The organism is Sporosarcina sp. P34 (assembly GCF_002743375.1).
In the GTDB taxonomy this organism is placed as follows: domain Bacteria; phylum Bacillota; class Bacilli; order Bacillales_A; family Planococcaceae; genus Sporosarcina.
Window position 1 is genome coordinate 93278 of sequence record NZ_PDZC01000008.1, and the last position, 23068, is coordinate 116345.

A 23068-nucleotide genomic window follows, 5' to 3' on the forward strand; every position below is an offset into this window, starting at 1 on the left:
TTCTCATTCACTAGTTGTCAAATGAAAAATACATATCGTGAAAAATATAGCCGTCTGCGTTGTTGCAATGAAATTAGCCAATATGTGTAATGTTTCTTAAAGATTTGCAACCCAATCAAATATGGGTTAAGATTAGAATGATACTAAATAGAGAATGGATCATAACCATTCAACGCGATCATACTGGAGGTATTGGAATGGCAATTTTGGAAATTAAAGATCTTCATGTCCGAATTGAGGACAAAGAAATCTTAAAAGGTGTTACCTTAACAATAAATACAAATGAGATCCATGCAATCATGGGTCCAAATGGTACGGGGAAATCCACGCTTGCATCCGCAATCATGGGTCACCCGAAATATGAAGTGACTTCCGGATCCATTATGCTTGATGGAGAAGACGTATTGGCAATGGAAGTAGATGAGCGTGCGAGAGCCGGTCTATTCCTAGCTATGCAATATCCAAGTGAAATCACTGGTGTAACGAACGCAGATTTCCTTCGTTCTGGAGTGAACGCACGTCGTGAAGAAGGCGATGAAATTTCTTTGATGAAATTTATTCGTGAAATGGATAGCAAGATGGAAGTTCTTGAAATGCAAGAAGATATGGCCACTCGTTATTTGAATGAAGGTTTCTCAGGTGGAGAGAAAAAGCGTAACGAAATTCTCCAACTTATGATGTTGAAGCCAAAGTTCGCAGTACTTGACGAGATTGACTCAGGTCTGGATATCGACGCATTGAAAATTGTTTCTAACGGTATCAACCAAATGCGCGGCGAAGGTTTCGGTTGCTTAATTATCACTCACTACCAACGTTTATTGGATTACATCGAGCCAGATAAAGTGCATATCATTATGCAAGGTAAAATTGTTAAAACGGGTGGTTCAGAACTAGCTAAGAAACTTGAAGTTGAAGGATACGACTGGATCAAAGAAGAACTAGGTATCGAAGACGAAACTGTTGGACAAGAAGCATAAGAAAGGGGACGACTCAAAATGACGGTTGAAACAACATTGGCATTGACCGAACAGGACGTCCGCTCTTATTCCGCAAAAGTGGAGGAAGCTGCTTGGATGGCAGATTTTCGTTCGAACGCTCTAGCGAAAGCTGAAGTGCTCGAAATGCCAAAACCAGATAAAACTAAAATTACCAATTGGAATTTCACGGAATTCCCTTCACATACAGTTGAGAGCTCGATCTTCGCAGGGTTGGAAGAATTACCAACTGAAGCGAAAGCATTGATCGATGACGAACAACAACAAAATATTTACGTGCAGCACAATAACACACCTGCATATCTTTCACTGTCTGAAGATTTACAGTCACAAGGCGTTATTATGACGGATATCTTTACGGCATCACGCGAACACAGTGAATTGTTACAGAAATACTTGATGACGGACGGTGTCAAAGTGGATGAGCATAAGTTAACAGCTCTTCACGCGGCATTGATCAACGGTGGAGTATTTGTCTACGTACCTAAAAACGTAGTAATCGAAGATCCACTTCAAGTACTCTTCATTCACGATAACGAAGAAGCATCATTGTTCAACCACGTAGTCATCGTTGCCGAAGAAAACAGTCAAGTAACATATGTAGAAAGCTATCTATCTACTATGGAGCATGCGGCAACTCAAGCGAACATTGTAGCGGAAGTATTTGCTATGGCCAATGCGAAAATTGTCTACGGATCAGTCGACGTATTAGCGGAAGGTGTGACAACGTATGTCAACCGTCGCGGGGTGACTGGACCTCACGCACGCATTGAGTGGGCACTTGGATTAATGAACGACGGCAATACGATTTCTGAAAACATCACGCATTTAGTCGGTGACGGCTCATCTAGTGATATGAAATCCGTTGTAGTTGGACGCGGTAGCCAGAAACAAAACTTCACATCTGAAATCGTACACTGGGGACTTGATACAGACGCTTTCATCTTGAAGCATGGTGTAATGAAAGAAAACTCATCCGCTATCTTTAACGGAATCGGACGAATCGCGAAAGGCGCAACTCGCTCGAACGCGGTGCAAGAGTCCCGTATTCTGATGTTAGGTGAAAGAGGACGTGGAGACGCGAACCCGATTTTGCTTATCGATGAAAATGATGTAACAGCAGGTCACGCTGCTTCGGTAGGACGCGTAGACCCAATGCAAATGTTCTATCTAATGAGCCGTGGGATTACACAAGAAGATGCAGAACGCCTCATCATTCATGGTTTCTTAGCTCCAGTTGTTAGCAAATTGCCAATCGCAGGAGTTAGAAAACAATTAACGGAGGTTATTGAAAGGAAAGTGCGCTAATGCTCAGCAAAGACATCCGCAATCATTTCCCTATATTAGATCAAGAAGTCAATGGACATCCACTTGTCTACTTAGATAGCGCGGCGACTTCACAAAAGCCTGTGCAAGTAATTGAGGCACTGGATCGCTATTATCGCTTTGATAACTCCAATGTTCACCGTGGGGTGCATACACTTGGAAATCGCGCGACAGATGGTTATGAAGGCGCTCGTGAGAAAGTCCGTAAATTCATTAATGCTAAATCCACGCAAGAAGTCATCTTCATGCGCGGTACAACAACAGCGATTAACACAGTTGCGCAAAGCTATGGTCGTGCCAATGTCTCGGAAGGTGACGAAATCGTCATTACACATATGGAGCACCACTCCAATATCATTCCGTGGCAACAGCTCGCCAAAGAAACTGGCGCAGTGTTAAAATATATTGATTTAGAAGAAGACGGTACGTTATCACTTGATAAAGTACGGGAAACCATTACGGATAAAACGAAAATTGTTTCCATCATGTATGTTTCCAACGTTCTCGGCACGATGAATCCGATTGAAGAAATCACGAAAATTGCCCATCAACACGGTGCGGTGATGTGTGTGGACGCTGCGCAAGCAGCTCCACATGTTAAAATAGATGTACAGAAACTAGATTGCGACTTCCTTGCATTTTCCGGACACAAAATGTGTGGACCTACCGGTATCGGTGTCCTCTACGGTAAAAAGGATTTACTCAATAATATGGAACCCATCGAATTCGGCGGCGAGATGATTGATTTTGTCGGACTATACGAATCTACGTGGAAAGAATTACCTTGGAAGTTTGAAGGTGGTACGCCTATTATTGCAGGAGCTATTGGGCTCGGTGCAGCCATCGACTTCTTGGAAGAAATCGGTTTGGACGCTATCGAACAGCATGAGCACGAACTAGCTGGTTATGCTATGGATAAAATGTCTGAAATCGACGGCTTGACCATTTATGGACCAAGAGATCCCGATCAGCGTGCAGGATTGGTCACATTCAACTTGGATGATGTCCATCCTCATGATGTCGCAACTGTACTCGATATGAATGGTATTGCTGTTCGTGCAGGTCATCACTGTGCACAACCATTGATGAAATGGTTGGATGTTTCTTCAACAGCACGTGCCAGCTTCTATCTTTATAACACCACTGATGACGTAGATCGCCTCGTGGAAGGACTTCGCACAACAAAGGAGTATTTTAACGATGTCTACTAATAAACTAGATCAACTTTATCGATCTGTAATCATGGAGCATTATAAACATCCGAAAAACAAAGGCGTCCTAGAGAACGGTAATGTTACAATTGATATGAACAACCCGACTTGTGGTGACGTCATCCGTTTAACAATGAATGTGGAAGACGACATCGTCAAAGACGTCAAGTTTGAAGGAGAAGGATGTTCCATTTCGATGGCATCCGCATCTATGATGACACAGATGATCAAAGGTAAAACGACTGAAGAAGCAGTTAAGTTGGCACATACTTTTTCAGATATGATGTTAGGCAAAGAGTTGGACGAGTCGATTGATCTTGACGACCTAGAAGCATTATCGGGTGTCGCGCAATTCCCTGCCCGCATTAAATGTGCAACATTGAGCTGGAAGGCGATGGAAGAGGGAGTCTCTGGCGAGTCGCAATGACCTTGGCCATAGTACGAGCAATTATGGAACGGAGGAATAATAATGGCAAAACAAATGCCGGAAATCGGCGATTACAAATACGGTTTCCATGACAAAGACGTTTCTGTGTTCCGTTCAGAACGTGGATTGACACGTGAGATAGTGGAAGAAATTTCGGCAATGAAAGAAGAACCACAGTGGATGTTGGATTACCGTTTGAAATCTCTTGAAATTTTTTACAGTAAGCCAATGCCACAATGGGGCGGAGACTTGAATTCATTGAAGTTTGATGAAATCACGTACTACGTAAAACCGTCTGAAGGTGCAGAAACTTCTTGGGATGAAGTACCTGATGAAATCAAGCGTACGTTTGATAAACTAGGTATTCCTGAAGCGGAACAAAAATACTTAGCAGGTGTCTCTGCACAGTATGAGTCTGAAGTTGTTTACCACAATATGAAAGAAGAACTAACAGATCTAGGAATTGTCTTTAAAGACACAGATTCTGCACTTCGTGAAAACGAAGAGTTGTTCAAAAAATATTGGGGTACGGTTATTCCGAACTCAGACAACAAATTCTCAGCGTTAAACTCTGCTGTATGGTCTGGTGGATCATTTATCTATGTACCACCTGGCGTGAATGTAGAAACACCGCTACAAGCTTATTTCCGTATTAACTCGGAAAACATGGGACAATTCGAGCGTACGTTAATCATCGTAGACGAAGGCGCAAGCGTTCACTACGTAGAAGGTTGTACAGCACCTGTTTATACAACCAACTCCCTACACAGTGCGGTTGTAGAAATTATCATCAAAAAAGATGCATATTGCCGTTACACAACGATCCAAAACTGGGCGAACAACGTCTACAACTTGGTAACGAAGCGTGCAGTATGTGAAGAGAATGCGACAATGGAATGGGTCGATGGAAACATTGGTTCTAAATTGACGATGAAGTACCCTGCAGTCATCCTAAAAGGTGAAGGCTCACGCGGTATGACGCTATCCATCGCATTAGCAGGTAAAGGACAGCACCAGGATGCCGGCGCGAAAATGATGCACTTGGCACCTAACACGTCTTCTACTATTGTTTCAAAATCTATTTCTCAACACGGCGGAAAAGTAACGTATCGCGGAGTTGTTCACTTCGGACGCAATGCAGACGGAGCTCGTGCCAACATTGAGTGTGATACGTTGATTATGGATAAACTCTCTACTTCAGATACGATTCCATACAATGAAATTTTGAATAACAATATTTCATTGGAACACGAAGCAAAAGTATCGAAAGTTTCCGAAGAGCAACTCTTCTATTTGATGAGCCGCGGTATTCCTGAATTGGAAGCAACAGAAATGATCGTTATGGGCTTCATCGAGCCATTCACAAAAGAACTACCGATGGAATATGCGGTAGAGATGAACCGTTTGATCAAGTTCGAGATGGAAGGTTCTATCGGATAAGACAGCAAAAACCTGCCCGCATCTACAAGATGCGGCAGGTTTTTTTATGCGTTCATTTAATAGTAGCTGTCCTAAGATTTGATGGCTTTGTAGTTTATCTACCTTTTTTCTCCACAACCGCAATCGTGCATCTCGAAACACTTATTAATTTACCTACTTCATCCGTGATTTGGATATCCCAGACCATCGATGTGCGCCCTTTATGGAATGGAACGGCAGTAGCAGTGACCACACCATCTTTTTTACCTCGTACATGATTCGCATTAATTTCTAGACCTACTGGATAATGCGTCTCGGGATTTAGGTTTAAAGCGGCTGCAATGCTGGCCGCAGTTTCAGCTAGTGCTACTGAAGCGCCTCCATGTAACAACCCCATAGGCTGAACAGTTTTCGGTCCAACTGGCATTTCACAGACGACTTTGTCAGGATCGAGTTGTGTAAAGGTAATGCCTAAAGCACCTATCAATGTCTGTTCCAAATCAATACTATCTAATAAATTAAGTTCTTTCATCCTCTTCTCTACCTCCATTTCACTGAAATACTTCTACTACATGTATATACATGTAATAAAAGCATACTACTAAGTGTAGCGGGAAATCCAGCTTTAAAATTTATGCCGGTACATGTACAATAGAATGAATTGTCGAAGCGGCTGTGACAGTACGGCCATCATTTTTAGGAAAGAGTGGACATCATGAGAAAAAAATTGGATCAAGAGCAAGCAAATTATATTATTGACGTGTGTACTAGTGCGAATCTCCGTGCGGTATCCGGATCACTCACACAACTGTACAATCATCTCTTGAAATCTACTGGATTAAAAATCACCCAATATTATATGCTCGGCAATATTTATACATCACCGGATATTTCGATTAGTAAATTAGGTGAGATGATGTTGCTGGATCAAACAACCGTCACGCGTAACTTGAACATTCTAAACGATTCCGGATATGTACAGATCAAAAGAGCGAAACAGGATTCGCGAACCAAAGTGGTCACGATTACAGAATTAGGGTATGACAAATTAAATGAAGCTACACCGATCTGGACACAAGTACAGGAACAAATTGAAGGATCTATCGGCAAAGGAGAATATATGGACTTACTGAAGAAGTTGAAGGCATTACAAAAAGTGATTGATGAATTTGAAATTTAAGTAGCACAAAAATGAATCTCCATTCATAAATTGATTGACAACTCCAAAAAATCCAGTAAAATACATGTATATACATGTATCAAAGGTGTAAAGCTTTTGAAACGTCTTAGTGTATGTTCGTTACAGAGATATATTTATAATTTTTGAAAGCGCTTACGACAAAAGGAGAGTGTTTCTGATGAATTTAGTAGAATGGAAAAAGAGTATGAGTCTTCCAGTGATCGCAGCCCCGATGTTCATTATTAGTAATCCTAAAACTGTGATAGAGCAATGTAAAGCAGGAGTAATCGGTTCTATGCCTTCTCTAAATGCAAGGCCCGTTGCACAATTCGAAGAGTGGTTGATCGAGATTACAGAAGAATTAGCCGACTATAATGCGAAAAATCCCAATAAACCAGCCGCACCATTTGCGATCAACCAAATCGTTCACCGATCCAATGAAAGATTGCAAGAAGATATGGAGCTGTGCGTGAAATACAAAGTACCCATCATTATTACATCTCTTGGCGCAAGAGAAGATGTCTATGAAGCTGCACATAGTTACGGTGGAATTGTATTGCATGATGTGATCAATAATACGTTCGCGAAGAAGGCAATTGAAAAAGGTGCAGATGGTTTAATTGCGGTAGCTGCAGGAGCGGGAGGGCACGCGGGTCCGAAAAGTCCGTTCGCACTCGTTCAAGAAATTCGGGAATGGTTTGACGGACCATTGGTACTTGGCGGATCCATCGCAACCGGCAGAAGCGTATTGGCAGCCGAAGTGATGGGGGCGGACTTTGCCTACATCGGATCGCCATTCATCGCTACTGAAGAAGCAAGAGCCGTTGAAGAGTATAAACAAGCTATCATAGACGCCACCTCGGATGATATTGTGTACAGTAATTATTTCACGGGAGTGCACGGGAATTATTTAGCTACGTCCATCCTAGCTTCGGGTTTAGATCCTGAAAATTTACCGGAAAGTGATCCAAGTAAAATGAATTTCGGCGGAGATGCAGGTCAAAAAGCATGGAAAGATATTTGGGGCTGTGGCCAAGGAATTGGCATCATCGATAAAGTTCAACCTACGAAAGAGTACGTCGCACAATTAGCACAGCAGTACCGTGAGGCAAAGGATAAGTTAGTAGGAGATAGAATGAACACAGCGAGCACATAATAAAGAAAGGAGTCACGATAAAAACAAGTATGTCCATCCAGACACGCTTGTTTTTTTATTTGCCTGCTTAGTGTTTGTGAGTGGAGTTTGTTTCAATACGGTTAACTTTTAATCATTCATTGCGGTCTTTTGATAGGTGAATTCTACATCTGTTTGGAGTTGTTCGAGTAAAGAGAGGCTTTTAGTTTGCATTTCAGTTAAAGAATCAGTGTGCAGGTAAATTGTATCCTGTTTAGTTTCAATAGAAGATAACCGTTTATTTGTCAGTTGCTGTTCTTTTTTCACTTCTGACATGTCTGTATTTAGGACATCGACATGTAATTTTAGTGCACTAACGTCTGACTTAAGTGTATTGACGTCCGACTTAAGTGTACTGACGTCTGATTTAAGTGTACTAACATCTGACTTAATCCCAGAGATGTCAGTTTTAATGCCTTTCATTTCACTTAAAATTTGTTGTAAAAGTACGTCGCTCACGTTCATCTATCCTTTCTTATTCATTTGGTTACCTCTATATAATAGCATGCTTTGCACTAAAGACAATCTCCTTCTTATGGTCGAATCAATTGATTGATAACATACCTAGTGGGGTATATAATAAATATATATACAAATGAAAAGGAGTTTTTTACATGTCTAAAAAAGCAACCGTATATGTATCATCTACTTGTCCTTATTGCACGATGATGACGAATTATCTGGATGAAATTCACGTGCCTTACGAGACGATCAATGTCTCTATAAATCCTGCAGAAGGAGAACGTCTGATGGAACTAACCGGACAGATGGGCGTTCCACAAACACAGTTGAATGGAAAATGGATTATCGGCTTTGATCCAGCAAGTATTCACGCTGCACTAGACGCATGAATAAATGTAAACGGTTTTTGTTTAATCGAAACTGTACAATCCAATCGGCCGAAGAACTGGAAAAGAAAGTATTTCCGCGCTTTTGTCTTGGCCATATAGCATTTGCGGTAATGGGAGTCATTCTCGTCATCATCGAATGGACTCACTAATAGGAGGCATTAATTATGGAATGGATCATCATAGCACTTCTCGTCGGCTTCGTAGTTTGGCGCATGAAGCCTGCAAAAGGTGTGCGTTCACTTTCGACTGCACAATTAAAAGATCGAGTGAACGATCAAAACGTACAATGTATCGATGTACGTACACCAGCTGAATATTCAGGACGCCATATAAAGCAATTTAAAAATATTCCTTTGAATTTGCTTTCAACACAGATGGGAACATTGAAGAAAGATCAAGAAGTCATCGTCATCTGTCAAAGCGGCATGCGGAGTGCCAAGGCAGCAAACCAACTGAAAAAAGCAGGATTCGTGAATGTAACGAATGTACGCGGTGGAATGAGCGCATGGCAAGAGTAATGAGTGAAGAAGTGTCTCGGAGATCTTATCCCGGGACGCTTTTTTGCTTGAATAGTAGATCGGTTGACTAGCGAAAGACAGAAAATACTACTACCAAATCAGGAAGTACGACTTTTCCGAAAATACATAAGATATGATACACTAAGCTAAAGATCATAAGAGGAGGGTTTTCCATGATACATGTTGGTCTGACAGGGTGGGGAGACCATCCAAGTCTATACAATGAGAAAACAGTCGCGAATAAAAAACTAGTAGATTATAGTAAACACTTTCCAATCGTCGAACTAGATTCGACATTTTATGCGATACAATCGAAGAAAGTGATGGATAAATGGACAGAGGAAACGCCCGCTAATTTTCAATTTGTCGTGAAGGCGTATCAGGGTATCACAGGTCATCAGCGTGGAAAGTTACCATATGAATCTGAAGAGGAAATGTTCTCGCTGTTTAAGCTGTCCCTGACGTCATTTGTTGAGGCGGGGAAGCTCGCGATGGTACTGGTACAATTTCCACCTTGGTTCGATTGTAAGAAGGAAAATGTGGATCGCATTCGCTATGTGCATGAACAATTACAGCCGTTACCGATCGCTGTAGAGTTTCGCAATCAAACGTGGTATTCTCCAGCTTATCGGGAGAAAACACTCGACTTTCTAAAAGAATTAAACATCATCCATGTCGTGTGTGATGAGCCACAAGTAGGGGACGGAAGTGTACCGCTAGTCCCAGTCGCAACGGATCCGAAAGTTTTGTTACGGCTCCACGGTCGCAATGATAAAGGGTGGGTAAATACTACGGGAGATAGTAAAGCATGGCGTAAAGTTCGCTATCTTTATGATTATAATGAAAAAGAGTTAGAGAGTATGCGTGACATCGTGAAACATCTTGAAAAACAGACAGACGAAGTATTTGTCATCTTTAATAATAACTCTGGGCAGCATGCTGCGAAGAACGCCAAACAATTTGCACGATTACTTAACATAGAATACGGTCAGCCTCTCACCAAGCAACTGGATTTATTTGAGGGGGATCAGTGATGGAATTTGTAGCACTCGCCTTAATAGGTTTAGTATCCGGTATTATCGGTTCGATTGCGGGCCTCGGTGGAGGAACCATCTTGGTTCCTGTCACACTGTTTGTCGGATTAAATTTAGGAATGATTCCTGATATTACACCGCAAAGTGTAGTGGGCTTGTCGGTTATCATGATGATTGCGAATGGACTTGGATCGACACTGTCTTATATGAAAGTAAAGACGATTGATTATCGTAGTGCATTGTTATTTTTCGCTGCAAGTATACCGGGTATCATTCTAGGTGCGCTAGTCAATAAAAGCGTAAGTTTGTCCTCATTTAATTTATATTTTGGCATATTACTCATCATTTTATCTACACTGTTATTAACGAGAAAATATTTGAAACCGATTCGATGGTTTGTAGACAATGGGAAAAAGATCAAGTTTACTGATCCGCAAGGTAAAACACATATCTATGGCTACCCCATTTGGTTTGCCATCTTATTGTCATTGTTCATTGGATTTACGTCAGGCTTATTCGGAATAGGTGGCGGTACGATGATTGTGCCAGCAATGATTTTACTCTTCTTGTTCCCGCCACACGTCGCTGTTGCAACCTCTATGCTTATGGTGTTTTTATCAGCTATCGTTAACTCGGTATCTCATATTTCACTCGGTCATGTGCCATGGCTGTATACGATACCTGTCGTGCCGGGCGCCTATTTCGGTGGCATGCTTGGTGCCTATTTAAATAGCAAAATGAAATCAGATACATTGGTTTTAGTCATACGCATCATTTTACTCGTCTTTGGACTTCGTTCCATCTATGAGGGGATTTGGGGTTGACATATATGAAGGAGACGGTAGCAACGATCCATATTTATCATACGAATGACGTCCATAGTCATTTCGAGAATTGGCCGCAAATTCATCACTTTCTTACTAAGCGGATGCAACAAGCTGAAGAGAATGGGGAGCATTGTTTTCTATTTGATATTGGAGACCATATTGATCGGTCTCATCCGTTTACCGAAGGAACGGAAGGAAAAGGAAATATTGAATTATTAAACAAAGCAGGATATGACGCAGTAACGATTGGCAATAATGAAGGAATCACCATGTCAAAGGAAGCGTTAAATAGATTATATGAAGATGCGCACTTTGATGTAGTGCTCTGCAACTTGACTGAACTGGATGGTAAGCTACCATACTGGGCGAAGACGTCCACAATATTGGAGACCACGGAAGGTGTGCGCGTCGGCGTCATCGGTGCCACAGCGCCATACTATGCTTTTTATGAACAACTTGGCTGGAGTGTAAGCGACCCGCACGCGGCATTGCAGGAAATGGCTCGAAACTTGCGTCCTCAATGCGATGTCATCGTCTGTCTCTCGCATTTGGGAATCAATGAAGATCGTATTTTAGCTGCGCAATGCCCGGAGATCGATGTGATTTTAGGAGCACACACGCACCATTTATTACAAAAAGGTGAATGGATTGACGACACGCTACTTGCGGCAGCAGAAAAATTCGGTCAGTATGTCGGTCACGTCCAGATCGATATAGACCGTATGACAGGTCAGGTCATTCATATGAACGCAGAGGTTTTTCCAACACAGATGATGGAAATGTCAGAAGAGGATATGGAACAGGTGAATAGTTTATTTGCCAAGGGGGAAGAGACACTAGAAGTGCCTGTGTTTTATAATCCCTCTCCATTATCACAGCGTCTTACAGGAGACAGTCCGTTATCCTCGCTGTTTGGCCGCGCGTTACTTACGTATCTTGATGCTGACTGCGCGCTTTTCAATGCGGGAATTTTCCTTGGTAGTTTAGATAAAGGCTGGGTGACAAAAGGGGATTTGCACTCTTTATTGCCACACCCTATTAATCCTTGTCTAATTCATTTGGATGGCAAGGATTTGCTGACAGTGTATGAGCAATCACTTGATCCAAAGTGGACGGAACTTCCGATAAAAGGTTTAGGATTTCGTGGGACGCTGATGGGTAGTATGATACATGAACATTTATACCGTAACACGGACGGACAATTATTTGCAGGCAACCGTTTGGTAGAACCCGGTAAAATGTATACGTTGGCAACACTTGATATGTTCACGTTTGGCTTTTTCTATCCAGTATTAAAAGAAGCGAAGAAAGAATATATCATGCCGGAAATGATTCGCGATATCCTCGGTTGGTACGGAAGGAAATATTTCAATGAGCGGTAGTTATGTCCGCCTCCTATTTCGCATAATGTGAAGTAGGAGGCGTTTTCATGCGGTTTTATACGAATCAAAAACGACCAAAGAAGTTTAACTATGGGAAAACCATTCTGCGCTTTGTCATCCCGACCATCATGGTGGGAGTGGCGATATTTTTCTATACGGTCAATAAACAGCTTACGCCAATCTATACACAATATGCCGAAGTGCAAACGCAGAAAATAGCCAGTTACGTGATTAGTCAAGCCATTAACAATCGATCCACCAGTGTCTACGATGTCAATGAAATTATAGAAAATGTTCCCGATGATACAACAGATACGGTGACAACGAAGTTTAACGCTGAAATTATCAGCCAAGTCATGTCAGAAATTCATCAGCTTGTTGAAAATCATCTAGAGCGCGCAGAAGGCGGAGATCTCGATATGCTACCGCCACTTGGAGATCTCGAGTACAATCCTGACCGTATGGAAAAAGAACAAGGTATTGTATTTTTTGTTCCGATTGGTCAAGCCGCGAATATTCCGTTGCTCGGTAACTTGGGGCCGAAAATCCCCATCCGCTTCCACGTCATTGGAGATGTACATGCAACAGTAGAAACCGATATTCGTGAATTTGGTATTAATAATGCCTATGTGGAAGTGTATCTGATGTTACAAGTCAATGTGCAGATTATCGTTCCGCTAGCAACTAGCAGAAGTGTAGTGGAGCAGAAAATACCGATTGCCATTGGCTTGATTAGAGGAAAGGTACCACAAATTTATTCAAAAGGAGAGCAAACGCCAGCACAAATCGAAGTCCCGCTAGAGAAGACGGAGTAAATGGCTATTGTGAACAAAGTCGATTATTGCTACACTAGGAACAGAAGAATATCGAGACTTACGTAGAGGCTGCATGGTTTATAAGTACTTGGCGAGAGAGTGACATCTATGACCGCGAGCGAAAGGAGACCATGCCGAAGTTTGAGAAGGGTCAACTTCTCAAGTTGGGGTCATTTCAAAGAGGAATGACACTGTCATACAGCGATAAATGTATGGAGAGCTACAGTTGCCAATTGTACTGCGATTTTTGAATGTATTGCTTGATCAATTGACTGGCCAACTCCTACACGTATGCTACTGCCTGTGGGGTTGGCTTTTTTTATCGGTAAATTAAGGAATTACACGATCGTATCTGCTTTCCACTCTTCGAAAGATCTTCTGCATTTCGATATTATCTAGCAACTAGAAAGAGGAGGAATTACAATGATCGGAACATGGGTCTCTATTTTGCCTCCTATTATCGCCATCGTAATGGTGTTAGTGACAAGGAGAGTATTATTATCACTAGGTGCGGGAATTGTTACAGCAGCTTTACTATTAGCGAATTTTGCACCGTTTGAGACACTAAAAGGTGTATGGAGGGCTATGACAGTTTCATTTTGGGATGGCGGGCTCAATACATACAATATTTTTATTATGTTATTTCTATTATTACTAGGTATCGTTACGGCATTCGTCAGTTTATCCGGAGGGAGCGCTGCATTTGCACGCTGGGCAGTCAAACGCATCCGTACAAAACGTGGCGCGAAGCTGTTGACGATGGGGCTAGGGATTGCCATTTTTGTAGACGACTACTTCAATGCCTTGGCAGTTGGACAGATTGCAAGACCCATTACAGATCAGCACAAAATCTCTCGTGCGAAATTGGCATATTTCATTGACTCAACGTCAGCACCTATTTGTGTTGTGTCACCCATCTCGAGTTGGGGTGCATTCTTGATTGGACAACTTGCACTTATTTTAGGTACGACAGCAGCGGTGAGCTATTCACCATTGACGGCATTTATTTTGATGGCACCGATGAACTTCTATGTCATTGCGACATTGTCCATGGTCTTCTTCTTCGCTTGGACGAATAATGACTTCTTTGAAATGAAGAAGCATGAAGACCGTGCAATGAATGAAGGTGAACTTTATGATCAAGGTAAAGAAATTCCAGGTCAGCTAAAGGAAGAATTCCCTGAGCATACACACGGCAAAGTTCGTGATTTGGTTGCGCCGATCGTGACGCTGATTGTGGTAACGCTCGGCATGATGATTGTTACTGGCTATAAAGAAGCAGGCGTTTTCGATATTTGGGCAATATTTGAAAACACTGATGTACCGTTCTCTTTGGTAATTGGTGGCGTTACGGCTACTTTGCTAGCTATGTTGTTATATGTTCTGCAAATGAAAAAGAACGAAACAGCAAGTGTATCATGGATGTGGCGTGCATTGATTAGCGGAGTAAAAGCGATGATGCCTGCCATTCTCATCTTAATTTTTGCTTGGGGATTGACTGAGCTAATCGCTTCCTTAGATACAGGTCTATTCCTTTCTACCATGGTTGAGCAACTGAATATTCCTGTCACGTTCCTTCCAGTATTGATCTTCATATTAGCGGGTTTAATGGCATTCTCAACAGGTACTTCATGGGGTTCTTTCGGTATCTTAATGCCAATTGCGGGTACCATTATGGTCAATGCAGCGCCTGAATTATTATTACCGGCCTTGGCGGCAGTACTTGCAGGCGCAGTATTTGGAGATCATTGTTCACCGATTTCTGATACGACTATTCTTTCATCTACTGGAGCAGGTTGTAACCATATGGATCACGTGTCCACACAATTACCTTACGCGCTTGTCGCGGCTGCTGTAGCAGCAATAGGATATGTTGTGCTCGGGCTAACGGGTTCTGTGTGGATCGGTTTAGCAGCTGTTATTATTACCCTAATAGTTTTATTCGCATATTTGAGCGCAAAAGGTAGGAAACAATCAGAACAAATAGCATAATTTACCGTTTAGACTAAGAGTGATAATTACTTCATTCTTAGTCTAAATTTGTTTTGACATCTTTAATTAGGCTGTTTATACTAAATATACAGAACTAGAGTTGTCAGAATAAATTGAATGGTAAAAGTTTTGTAAAATAACAAAAAAGAGGTGAAGTGGTATGGAAAATCGTTCACAGTGGGGAACGAGAGCTGGTTTTATACTGGCTGCAGTGGGTTCGGCTGTAGGACTCGGAAACATTTGGCGCTTTCCTTATGTTGCCTATGAAAATGGCGGCGGCGCATTTTTTATTCCGTACTTATTTGCACTTTTAACAGCAGGAATTCCGATCCTGATTATGGAATTCACGATTGGACATAAATATCGTGGATCAGCTCCTCTTTCATTCTTCCGATTGAATGGAAAAAAAGCCGAGTTTCTAGGCTGGTGGGGGATCTTTGTATCCTTCGTTATTTCTACCTATTATGCCGTAATCATTGCATGGGCTATGAAATATACCGTCTACTCATTTAGTTTATCGTGGGGGAAGAATCCAGAAGCATTCTTCTTCGGTGATGTTCTGAGTTTAGCGGATAAACCTGGAGAGGTCGGAGGACTTGTTGGAGGTGTAGTAGTACCTTTACTCCTTGTCTGGGTGATTTGTTACATCATCCTAATGGGTGGTGTCAAAAAAGGGATTGAATTGGCGAATCGGATATTTATTCCTGTTCTTTTCTTACTCTTCTTATTTGTCGTCATCCGTGCCATCACTCTTGACGGGGCTATGGTTGGGCTGGATGCGTTCTTTAAACCGGATGTCGATAAGTTACTGAACCCTCGTGTATGGGTTGCAGCGTATGGACATATCTTCTTCAGTTTATCGATTGCATTTGCCATTATGGTTACCTATTCTAGTTATTTACCAAAGAAATCCGATATTACAAATAACGCCTTTATTACAGGTTTTGCAAACTCTTCTGTCGAGTTACTGGCAGGTATTGGAGTATTCGCGGTACTAGGATTCATGGCAACGAATCAAGGAGTAGACGTAGCAGACGTAGCCACGGCAGGTGTAGGGCTTGCGTTCGTCGTATTCCCTGAAATTATTAATCAAATGCCAGGATTAAATGGCTTGTTCGGTGCATTCTTCTTCCTGTCTCTGACACTTGCTGGGATCACTTCACTCATCTCGATTTGTGAAACGTACATCGCAGGTATGGCAGATAAATTCAACATTTCAAGACGTCGTTCGGTGACGATCGGTGTCGGATTATCAGCCGTCATCTCCCTGCTATATGCAACGAACGGTGGTTTGTACTTCTTAGACGTAGCGGATTACTTTATCAACCAATTTGGTATCGCAGTCATCGGTCTAATTGAAGTGATCTTACTGGCTTGGGTGTTCAGAAAACTTGGTCTGTTCGAACAGCATGCTAACGCAGTATCAGATATACGTCTTGGCTGGTGGTGGAAAGTATCACTATCATTCATCACACCCGTAGTATTGGGTACGATGTTATTCTTCCTCATCAAGGATAACATCGCAGAAAACTATGAAGGATATCCTACATCGTTCTTATGGACGATTGGCTGGCCGGTAGCAATTGGCGCCTTTGTGATGTCGATCGTTTTCACGTCATTAAAATGGAAAGACAACACACGAATTACAACAGATTATGAAGAAGATAAAGGGGGGCTATAAATGGATACAGGAATGAGCGGCTCTGCAATTCTCATGATGCTACTTGGTGTGACAATCATCTGGGGCGGTCTATTTATTAGCATCTTTTACGCGACGATCCTCAGTAAGTTTCGAAAGAAATTCAACATCGAATAGAAAACGGTGGACACCTGTAACCAGTAATTTGGTTGCAGGTGTTTTTTGATGTGAGTTGGTGAGTGCATCGTTGATCGACGCTACAGGCGGATACTTAAGCAATGAAAGGGAACAAAGCCGCGCGTAAAAGAAATCATCTACCACAACAGCGGAAATCCAAAATCACTCATCCTATTCCAAATTTCTACACACTTACCTTATTGCTTGCAATGTATGTCAACTATAATTGAAGGTTATCCGAATTTATGTTACATTGACATGAGAAGAATCTATCAACAGAATGGAGTCGGTAGCGTTGTCATGCAAACCTGAAACAGGAAGAAAATCTGAGCATGTTAGAAAGCCGGATTGGCTGAAAATTAAGCTGAACACCAATGAGAACTATACAGGTTTAAAGAAATTAATGCGCGAAAAGAACTTGAATACTGTATGTGAAGAAGCGCGTTGTCCGAACATTCATGAGTGTTGGGGAGAGCGACGTACAGCTACCTTTATGATCTTAGGGGCTGTGTGTACACGGGCATGTCGTTTCTGTGCAGTTAAAACAGGTTTACCCAATGAACTTGACACCGCTGAACCGGAACGCGTAGCGGAATCAGTTGAATTGATGAATTTAAAACATGCCGTTGTTACTGCTGTAGCACGCGATGATCTAAAAGATGGAGGCTCTGCAATTTTCGCGGAAACCATTCGTGCGATACGCAGGAAGAATCCATTTACGTCTATTGAAGTATTGCCATCGGATATGGGTGGAGATATAGAGAATTTGCAACGTTTGATGGATGCAAAACCAGATATCCTCAATCATAATATTGAAACAGTACGTCGTTTAACACCGAGAATTCGTGCGCGTGCAACATACGATCGTTCACTTGAATTACTTCAACGTGCCAAAAACATGTATCCCGAGATCCCGACAAAGTCTTCACTAATGGTAGGACTCGGAGAAACAATGGAAGAAATTATTGAGACAATGGATGATCTTCGTGCACACAACGTAGATATCATGACAATTGGTCAATACTTGCAACCAACAAAAAAACACGCTAAAGTCGTAAAATATTATTCGCCTGATGAGTTTGGTGAATTGCGTAAAATTGCAATGACTAAAGGATTCTCTCATTGTGAGGCGGGGCCGCTTGTGCGTTCAAGTTACCACGCAGACGAGCAAGTTAATGCTTCTGCCAGAGAAAAACAGCGCCAAGGTGACGAACTGCTGAAGCTTGAAGGACAAGCGAGCAGTTAAATGGAAGTGAAGCAGAGAATGGTTATTGTAGAAAATATGCAATATGAAATTGCAGAAGAGTTTCGTGATGGGTTCAATGAAGAAGCCTTGAACGAACGCTTTAGCGAAGTACTGTTAAAGTATGACTTTATTTTGGGTGACTGGGGATATGGTCAATTACGATTAAAAGGCTTTTTTGATGACCGTAATCCCAAATCCACATACGAAACAAAAATCAGTACTGTCCAAGATTATATTTATGAATACTGTAATTTCGGTTGTGCTTATTTTATCTTGAAAAAGATTGGAAAAGTAAAAGCGGAACTAACGGAAGTGGAAGCGGTGGAAGAAGTACATTCTGAAACGACGTCTACTTCAAAAATAGAATAATAAAAATGAAAGCTTCGGGCAAATTAGCTCGGAGCCTTCATTCGTTTCGCAATAAATATGGTAAGATAGAAGTATGAGGTATAGGAGGAGGAAGAACAGTATGTATTTTGTAGATCAAAACCAAATCAGTAAAACATTAGTGTATATGGAGCAGTTGATCGATATTTTTGAAAAGGAAACGAACTGGCTACAAAGCGATGTAAATAAGCTAGCTTTAGAGCGAATTGCACATGGTTTGATTGAAGGAATCATTGACGTAGGAAATTCTATGATTGATGGATTCATCATGCGTGATCCTGGAAGTTATGACGATATAATCGATATTCTTGAAGATGAAAAGGTGATCCTACCCGAGCAAGCCACTCCATTAAAAGCATTCATTTCATTACGCCCAATGATTGTCCGCCAATTCGTGGAAGTCGATGCAGATAAAGTAGTACAATCCATTAGCGAGACGCATAACGAACTACAACAATTCCCAGGACAAGTGCGAGACTACTTAACGAATGAATTAGGTCCAGTCTCGGCGTTTCTTCCGACAGAATGATCAAACAATATAAAGCGTATTGTTTCGATCTGGATGGCACGATGTATCGTGGTAGTGAACCTATCCAAGAAGCGGTGGATTTCGTTGCGGCGTGCCAAGCTGAGGGGAAGGAAACGTATTTTATTACGAATAACGCTGCCTTGACACGTACTGCGCAACAGAAGAAACTAGCAAGTTTTGGTGTGCGTACAGGCACTGATTTCATCATGAATTCAGCCACCACACTGGCTCGTTATTGCAAACAGCATTACGGTGGTGCAAACGTCATGATGATCGGTGAAGAAGGATTACGTGAGGCATTGGAGCTCGAAAATATTACGATCACCACAACGAACCCAGACGTGGTGGTAATGGGACTCGATCGTCAGGTTACATACGACAAACTCGCGAATGCTTGTCTGGCGATACGTAACGGTGCTCATTTCTTAGGGACCAATCAAGATATTAAATTCCCGACTGAAAAAGGTCTAGTACCAGCTAACGGTTCTTTCCTTAAGTTGATGGAGGCGGCGACAGATACAAAGCCACTCATTGTTGGAAAACCTGAGCCGCATATGCTGGAGTTCATCCGGCAGCAAGGGATGTATGAGAAGGAAGACATGATCCTGATCGGTGACAATTACGATACGGATATCATGGCGGGTATTCGCTATGGGATAGACACAGCGTATGTCGCGACAGGAGTCACGCGTAGGGAAGATGTGCTAAAGAAAGCGCAACAACCTACTTATGTGCTGAATACGCTTGGGGAATGGCTAAAGTAAAAAGAAGCTATCGAAGAAGTCGTTACATTCCGACTTCTTGCGATAGCTTTTTTGTTTAACAGGGTAGCTATTAGGGAATAGTGGGCAATGATAGTGGACTATAGCAAAAAAGGATGTCACTAGAAGCGTAATCACTAGAAGACATCCTGTTGACAGTAGTTTATTAGAAAAGTGGATTTTCTTCAATGAACTGATAAATTTGCTTCGTCAATTCATCCGCTGTATCCGCTTCGACAAGTTCACCATTAACAATCGCATACAATGTGTCACTACATTTCGTACAATAGCTCAAACAGCCGTATTCGAGTACGTCAATGTTTGGGTCACGCTCCAACGTTTCGAATACAGGGTAGGCACCATTGGCCAAATTACTCATACAAAACTCTACGATGGGATTCATCTTTTTCACCTCGCCTACAAGAAATGGTACTCTTTTTTTACAAAAGCGTCAATGAACATGGCATATTGTGAAAGTTGTCACATACTGTTATAATAGCGAATGGGATGCATGAGAAAATTGACATAGAAGGAGGACATTATGAGAAAATTACTATTATTAGGTGCCGGTTATGGTAACATGAGAATTTTATTGCGTTTACTAAATAAAGATTTACCAAGCGATATTGAAATTACACTTGTCGATAGAACCTTATTTCATAGTTTGAAAACAGAATTTTATGCATTGGCAGCAGGAACTGTTTCGGATTCCGATGTACGCGTCGCGATCCCTGTTCATGACCAATTGAAAGTGGTAGAAGGCGAGATTCAAGAAATCAAGCCAGAAGAAAAAGAAGTGTTGCTGGCAGACGGACAAGCACTTGCATACGACGAATTAGTCATCGGACTTGGTAGTGAAGATAATTACCACAACGTACCTGGGGCAGCTGAACATACGCTGAGTATCCAAACGATTGGGAAATCCCGCCGGACGTATCAGACGTTACTTGGACTGGGCGATGGCGCAACAGTGGGAATCGTAGGTGCGGGACTTAGCGGTATCGAATTAGCGAGTGAGTTACGTGAGAGTCGTCCGGATTTGAAGATTAAATTATTCGATCGGAGCCCGCGTATTTTACGTGACTTCCCTGAGCGATTGAGTAACTTCGTAAAAGGTTGGTTTGATCAAAACGATGTAGAAGTCGTTGCGAATTCGAACATTACCAAAGTAGGCGAACATATTCTGTATAATCATGAAGATACAATTGATGTAGATGCAGTAGTGTGGACAGCGGGTATTAAGCCGGGCAAGGTTGTGGATGATTTAGTCATTCAGAAAGACCGTTCAGGCCGTATCGTACTCAATCAATACCACCAAGTTCCAAGTTACCGAAACATTTACGTTGTCGGGGACATCGCTGCGCTTCCACATGCACCAAGCGCACAGTTGGCAGAAGTTCAAGGCGAGCAAATCGTTCAAGTATTACGCTCCACTTGGAAAGGTGAGCCGCTAATGCTGGAAATGCCAGAGCTGAAACTAAAAGGTTTCATGGGCTCGTTAGGGAAGAAGCAAGGATTTGCGTACTTGGCGGATCGTACCGTTACAGGAAGAATCGCCCGTTTAATGAAATCCGGCTTGCTATGGATGTACAAATGGCACAACGGATAAATTCAACTATCCGAAAGTCACTTCCATGAAGTGGCTTTCTTTAGTTATGATGTTTCCATCGTTCACTGCATACAAAGAAGCGGTCAGTTCAACATAGAACGACCGCTTCAATGAATGTATTGTTCTCAATTAATCCATCAATTTCTCAATTTATTCGGCTTGAAAACCTTGTGCTTCCAATGCGTTAAAAACAGGCTTTAGTTGAATATGGCCTTCTCCAATCATTTCATCATTAATCATGACGAGTGGATAAAAATACTCATCATCACGAATTTTTTCGACGATTTCTCGTTGTCGTGATTCTGTTAATTCTTGGTCGATATCAATATACGTAATAGAAAATGGTTGTTCAGGGTACTTTCTTGATATGGCTGCTTGAAGCCATTCATACGTATCTTTGGAAGAAGGTGCATTTACACAACTAGCACAGATGACTTCTGCTCCATATACTTCAATTGTTACTGGGGATTGCGACATATTAATCAAACCTCCGATTCATTATTGGATTTTTTCTGCTGGGCAGTTTATAATAAGTATAAGGAAAGGAGAGTGTGTTTACAATGACAACAGATATTAAATTATATGAGCCGGTAAAAGAAGTGCTGGATAAATTGCGCCCATTCCTCTTGCGAGACGGAGGGGACTGTGAACTAGTGGATATTGAAGAAGGAATAGTGAAGCTGCGCCTATTAGGAGCATGCGGAACGTGCCCTAGTTCAACGATTACATTAAAAGCTGGTATTGAACGTGCATTACTTGAAGAAGTACCAGGTGTAGTAGAAGTAGAACAGGTATTTTAATTTCACTAAATAAAAAGCCGTGCAAATGAAGTATACCTTCTTTGCACGGTTTTCCTTATTCAACTGGTTTTATGAGCAGTTTCCTCATCACGAATTTCTTGCCATCGATCTTTGGCCATTTTGATAATTGTAGGTTCGGTTGATCTGTTTTGCGCTTCAATTACACGTGAGAAATTTCGTATGGCTTCTGTGCGATCCTGGATGCGCCAAGATAATTCCGCAATGATATATTGCACACGGGTTTCAGACATTTGTGTTCCGATATAATCACCTTCAGAAAATGCCTTTATGTAGAGGTCACGAGATATTTCGAGATAACGCATTTCTTTCTGGCGGTTTTCATCAGTACGATAAATCCAGGCGATACGCAACATAATTCCTGCTATCGTTAAATATTTTTCTTTTTTAAAATTGGCATTTAAATACGCTAGTTTATAGGCTTCAATTGCTTGCTCTTTCGTCCGTACGCCACCAAATGAGCGGCTATGCCATTTAGCTGTTATGTTTTTAGCGATCATTTCTTTTGTGCCCGGCGCAAAGTAAGGAGCGAAATCATCAGTAAATGCAAAACCGCAATTCGGACATACGGCAACATTATAAAAAATAGGATTAACTTCCTTGTTCATATAAATAGGTCTAAAATCGCTATCATGATCAATTACTCGTACTTGGCGAGAACGAACTTTAGTAGTAGGGAAATGCTCTTTACACAGTAAGCACTGCATTTTCTTCTCGTAAAACGGGCTAATTTCCACTAGTATCATCCCTT

The 23068-nt window shown here is 41.8% G+C and carries 27 protein-coding genes and 1 riboswitch; of the genes, 22 read left to right on the top strand and 5 right to left on the bottom strand.

Going from position 1 to position 23068, the window contains the following annotated elements:
• Positions 1 to 197 precede the first annotated feature (197 nt).
• The 5 genes from sufC to sufB are packed head-to-tail and all read left to right on the top strand — an operon-like array spanning position 198 to position 5399.
• Entirely contained in the window at positions 198 to 977 is a 780-nt protein-coding gene (sufC, locus tag CSV63_RS12320; RefSeq protein ID WP_099676163.1) for a Fe-S cluster assembly ATPase SufC, read from the top strand.
• Between the two features lie 18 nt (positions 978 to 995).
• The gene (gene sufD / locus CSV63_RS12325; protein WP_099696076.1) at positions 996 to 2303 is read left to right on the top strand and encodes a Fe-S cluster assembly protein SufD; all 1308 of its coding nucleotides are present in this window, start codon (positions 996 to 998) and stop codon (positions 2301 to 2303) included.
• Positions 2303 to 3532 carry a cysteine desulfurase gene (locus CSV63_RS12330; protein ID WP_099696077.1) on the top strand — a complete coding sequence of 410 codons (1230 nt, stop codon included), beginning with the start codon at positions 2303 to 2305 and terminating at the stop codon, positions 3530 to 3532. Before sufD ends, CSV63_RS12330 begins: the two co-directional genes overlap by 1 nt.
• Positions 3522 to 3959, top strand: coding sequence for a Fe-S cluster assembly sulfur transfer protein SufU (sufU, locus tag CSV63_RS12335; RefSeq protein WP_099630789.1), 438 nt, complete (start codon positions 3522 to 3524; stop codon positions 3957 to 3959). The genes CSV63_RS12330 and sufU overlap by 11 nt, the downstream gene beginning before the upstream one ends.
• A 42-nt stretch (positions 3960 to 4001) precedes the next feature.
• A complete protein-coding gene (sufB, locus tag CSV63_RS12340) occupies positions 4002 to 5399 on the top strand; it encodes a Fe-S cluster assembly protein SufB (protein WP_099696078.1) in 1398 nt (465 codons plus the stop codon).
• Positions 5400 to 5493: 94 nt separating this feature from the next.
• Here sufB and CSV63_RS12345 read toward each other — a convergent pair whose 3' ends face one another.
• Entirely contained in the window at positions 5494 to 5910 is a 417-nt protein-coding gene (locus tag CSV63_RS12345; protein WP_199203659.1) for a PaaI family thioesterase, read from the bottom strand.
• 183 nt (positions 5911 to 6093) lie between these two features.
• Here CSV63_RS12345 and CSV63_RS12350 point away from each other — a divergent pair, with 183 nt between their 5' ends.
• Both CSV63_RS12350 and CSV63_RS12355 read left to right on the top strand, forming a co-directional pair.
• Complete coding sequence (locus CSV63_RS12350) at positions 6094 to 6558, top strand: MarR family winged helix-turn-helix transcriptional regulator (protein WP_099696079.1); 465 nt, start codon at positions 6094 to 6096, stop codon at positions 6556 to 6558.
• A gap of 178 nt (positions 6559 to 6736) precedes the next feature.
• Positions 6737 to 7714 carry an NAD(P)H-dependent flavin oxidoreductase gene (locus tag CSV63_RS12355; protein ID WP_099696080.1) on the top strand — a complete coding sequence of 326 codons (978 nt, stop codon included), beginning with the start codon at positions 6737 to 6739 and terminating at the stop codon, positions 7712 to 7714.
• 108 nt (positions 7715 to 7822) lie between these two features.
• Here CSV63_RS12355 and CSV63_RS12360 read toward each other — a convergent pair whose 3' ends face one another.
• Positions 7823 to 8191, bottom strand: coding sequence for a hypothetical protein (locus CSV63_RS12360; protein WP_199203660.1), 369 nt, complete (start codon positions 8189 to 8191; stop codon positions 7823 to 7825).
• Positions 8192 to 8346: 155 nt separating this feature from the next.
• Between CSV63_RS12360 and CSV63_RS12365 the strand changes: the two genes are divergently transcribed.
• From CSV63_RS12365 to CSV63_RS12420, 13 genes are all read left to right on the top strand, one after another.
• A complete protein-coding gene (locus CSV63_RS12365) occupies positions 8347 to 8583 on the top strand; it encodes a glutaredoxin family protein (RefSeq protein WP_099696082.1) in 237 nt (78 codons plus the stop codon).
• Between the two features lie 164 nt (positions 8584 to 8747).
• Positions 8748 to 9101, top strand: a complete 354-nt coding sequence (locus CSV63_RS12370; protein ID WP_099696083.1) for a rhodanese-like domain-containing protein — start codon at positions 8748 to 8750, stop codon at positions 9099 to 9101.
• A gap of 173 nt (positions 9102 to 9274) precedes the next feature.
• A complete protein-coding gene (locus tag CSV63_RS12375; protein WP_099696084.1) occupies positions 9275 to 10135 on the top strand; it encodes a DUF72 domain-containing protein in 861 nt (286 codons plus the stop codon).
• Entirely contained in the window at positions 10135 to 10959 is an 825-nt protein-coding gene (locus CSV63_RS12380; protein WP_099696085.1) for a sulfite exporter TauE/SafE family protein, read from the top strand. Before CSV63_RS12375 ends, CSV63_RS12380 begins: the two co-directional genes overlap by 1 nt.
• Before the next feature lie 5 nt (positions 10960 to 10964).
• Entirely contained in the window at positions 10965 to 12344 is a 1380-nt protein-coding gene (locus tag CSV63_RS12385; RefSeq protein ID WP_233192080.1) for a bifunctional metallophosphatase/5'-nucleotidase, read from the top strand.
• A 47-nt stretch (positions 12345 to 12391) separates the two neighbouring features.
• Positions 12392 to 13159, top strand: coding sequence for a sporulation protein YunB (yunB, locus tag CSV63_RS12390; protein WP_099637048.1), 768 nt, complete (start codon positions 12392 to 12394; stop codon positions 13157 to 13159).
• Positions 13160 to 13214: 55 nt separating this feature from the next.
• Positions 13215 to 13390, top strand: a riboswitch (Lysine riboswitch).
• A gap of 192 nt (positions 13391 to 13582) precedes the next feature.
• Positions 13583 to 15151, top strand: a complete 1569-nt coding sequence (locus CSV63_RS12395) for a Na+/H+ antiporter NhaC family protein (protein WP_099696087.1) — start codon at positions 13583 to 13585, stop codon at positions 15149 to 15151.
• Between the two features lie 160 nt (positions 15152 to 15311).
• On the top strand, positions 15312 to 16832 hold the full coding sequence (locus tag CSV63_RS12400; RefSeq protein ID WP_099696088.1) for a sodium-dependent transporter: 1521 nt from the start codon (positions 15312 to 15314) through the stop codon (positions 16830 to 16832).
• Positions 16833 to 16967 carry a methionine/alanine import family NSS transporter small subunit gene (locus CSV63_RS16370; protein ID WP_233192082.1) on the top strand — a complete coding sequence of 45 codons (135 nt, stop codon included), beginning with the start codon at positions 16833 to 16835 and terminating at the stop codon, positions 16965 to 16967.
• Between the two features lie 280 nt (positions 16968 to 17247).
• Positions 17248 to 18213 carry a lipoyl synthase gene (gene lipA, locus CSV63_RS12405; RefSeq protein ID WP_099637051.1) on the top strand — a complete coding sequence of 322 codons (966 nt, stop codon included), beginning with the start codon at positions 17248 to 17250 and terminating at the stop codon, positions 18211 to 18213.
• Positions 18214 to 18231: 18 nt separating this feature from the next.
• A complete protein-coding gene (locus CSV63_RS12410; protein ID WP_233192089.1) occupies positions 18232 to 18582 on the top strand; it encodes a YutD family protein in 351 nt (116 codons plus the stop codon).
• Between the two features lie 100 nt (positions 18583 to 18682).
• Positions 18683 to 19129: a DUF86 domain-containing protein gene (locus tag CSV63_RS12415; protein ID WP_099696089.1), complete on the top strand. Its 447-nt coding sequence runs from the start codon at positions 18683 to 18685 to the stop codon at positions 19127 to 19129.
• On the top strand, positions 19126 to 19893 hold the full coding sequence (locus tag CSV63_RS12420) for a TIGR01457 family HAD-type hydrolase (protein ID WP_099696090.1): 768 nt from the start codon (positions 19126 to 19128) through the stop codon (positions 19891 to 19893). The genes CSV63_RS12415 and CSV63_RS12420 overlap by 4 nt, the downstream gene beginning before the upstream one ends.
• 163 nt (positions 19894 to 20056) lie before the next feature.
• On the opposite strand, the gene CSV63_RS12425 is transcribed toward CSV63_RS12420, so the two are convergent.
• Positions 20057 to 20293, bottom strand: coding sequence for a YuzB family protein (locus CSV63_RS12425; RefSeq protein ID WP_085131442.1), 237 nt, complete (start codon positions 20291 to 20293; stop codon positions 20057 to 20059).
• A 138-nt stretch (positions 20294 to 20431) separates the two neighbouring features.
• On the opposite strand from CSV63_RS12425, the gene CSV63_RS12430 reads away from it, so the two are divergent.
• Positions 20432 to 21499: an NAD(P)/FAD-dependent oxidoreductase gene (locus tag CSV63_RS12430; protein ID WP_099696091.1), complete on the top strand. Its 1068-nt coding sequence runs from the start codon at positions 20432 to 20434 to the stop codon at positions 21497 to 21499.
• Positions 21500 to 21649: 150 nt separating this feature from the next.
• On the opposite strand, the gene CSV63_RS12435 is transcribed toward CSV63_RS12430, so the two are convergent.
• Positions 21650 to 21976, bottom strand: a complete 327-nt coding sequence (locus CSV63_RS12435; protein WP_099637055.1) for a YuzD family protein — start codon at positions 21974 to 21976, stop codon at positions 21650 to 21652.
• Positions 21977 to 22059: 83 nt separating this feature from the next.
• Between CSV63_RS12435 and CSV63_RS12440 the strand changes: the two genes are divergently transcribed.
• Positions 22060 to 22299, top strand: a complete 240-nt coding sequence (locus tag CSV63_RS12440; RefSeq protein ID WP_099696092.1) for a NifU family protein — start codon at positions 22060 to 22062, stop codon at positions 22297 to 22299.
• A gap of 59 nt (positions 22300 to 22358) precedes the next feature.
• Here CSV63_RS12440 and CSV63_RS12445 read toward each other — a convergent pair whose 3' ends face one another.
• Complete coding sequence (locus CSV63_RS12445; protein ID WP_199203661.1) at positions 22359 to 23063, bottom strand: DUF2225 domain-containing protein; 705 nt, start codon at positions 23061 to 23063, stop codon at positions 22359 to 22361.
• Between the last annotated feature and the right edge of the window lie 5 nt (positions 23064 to 23068).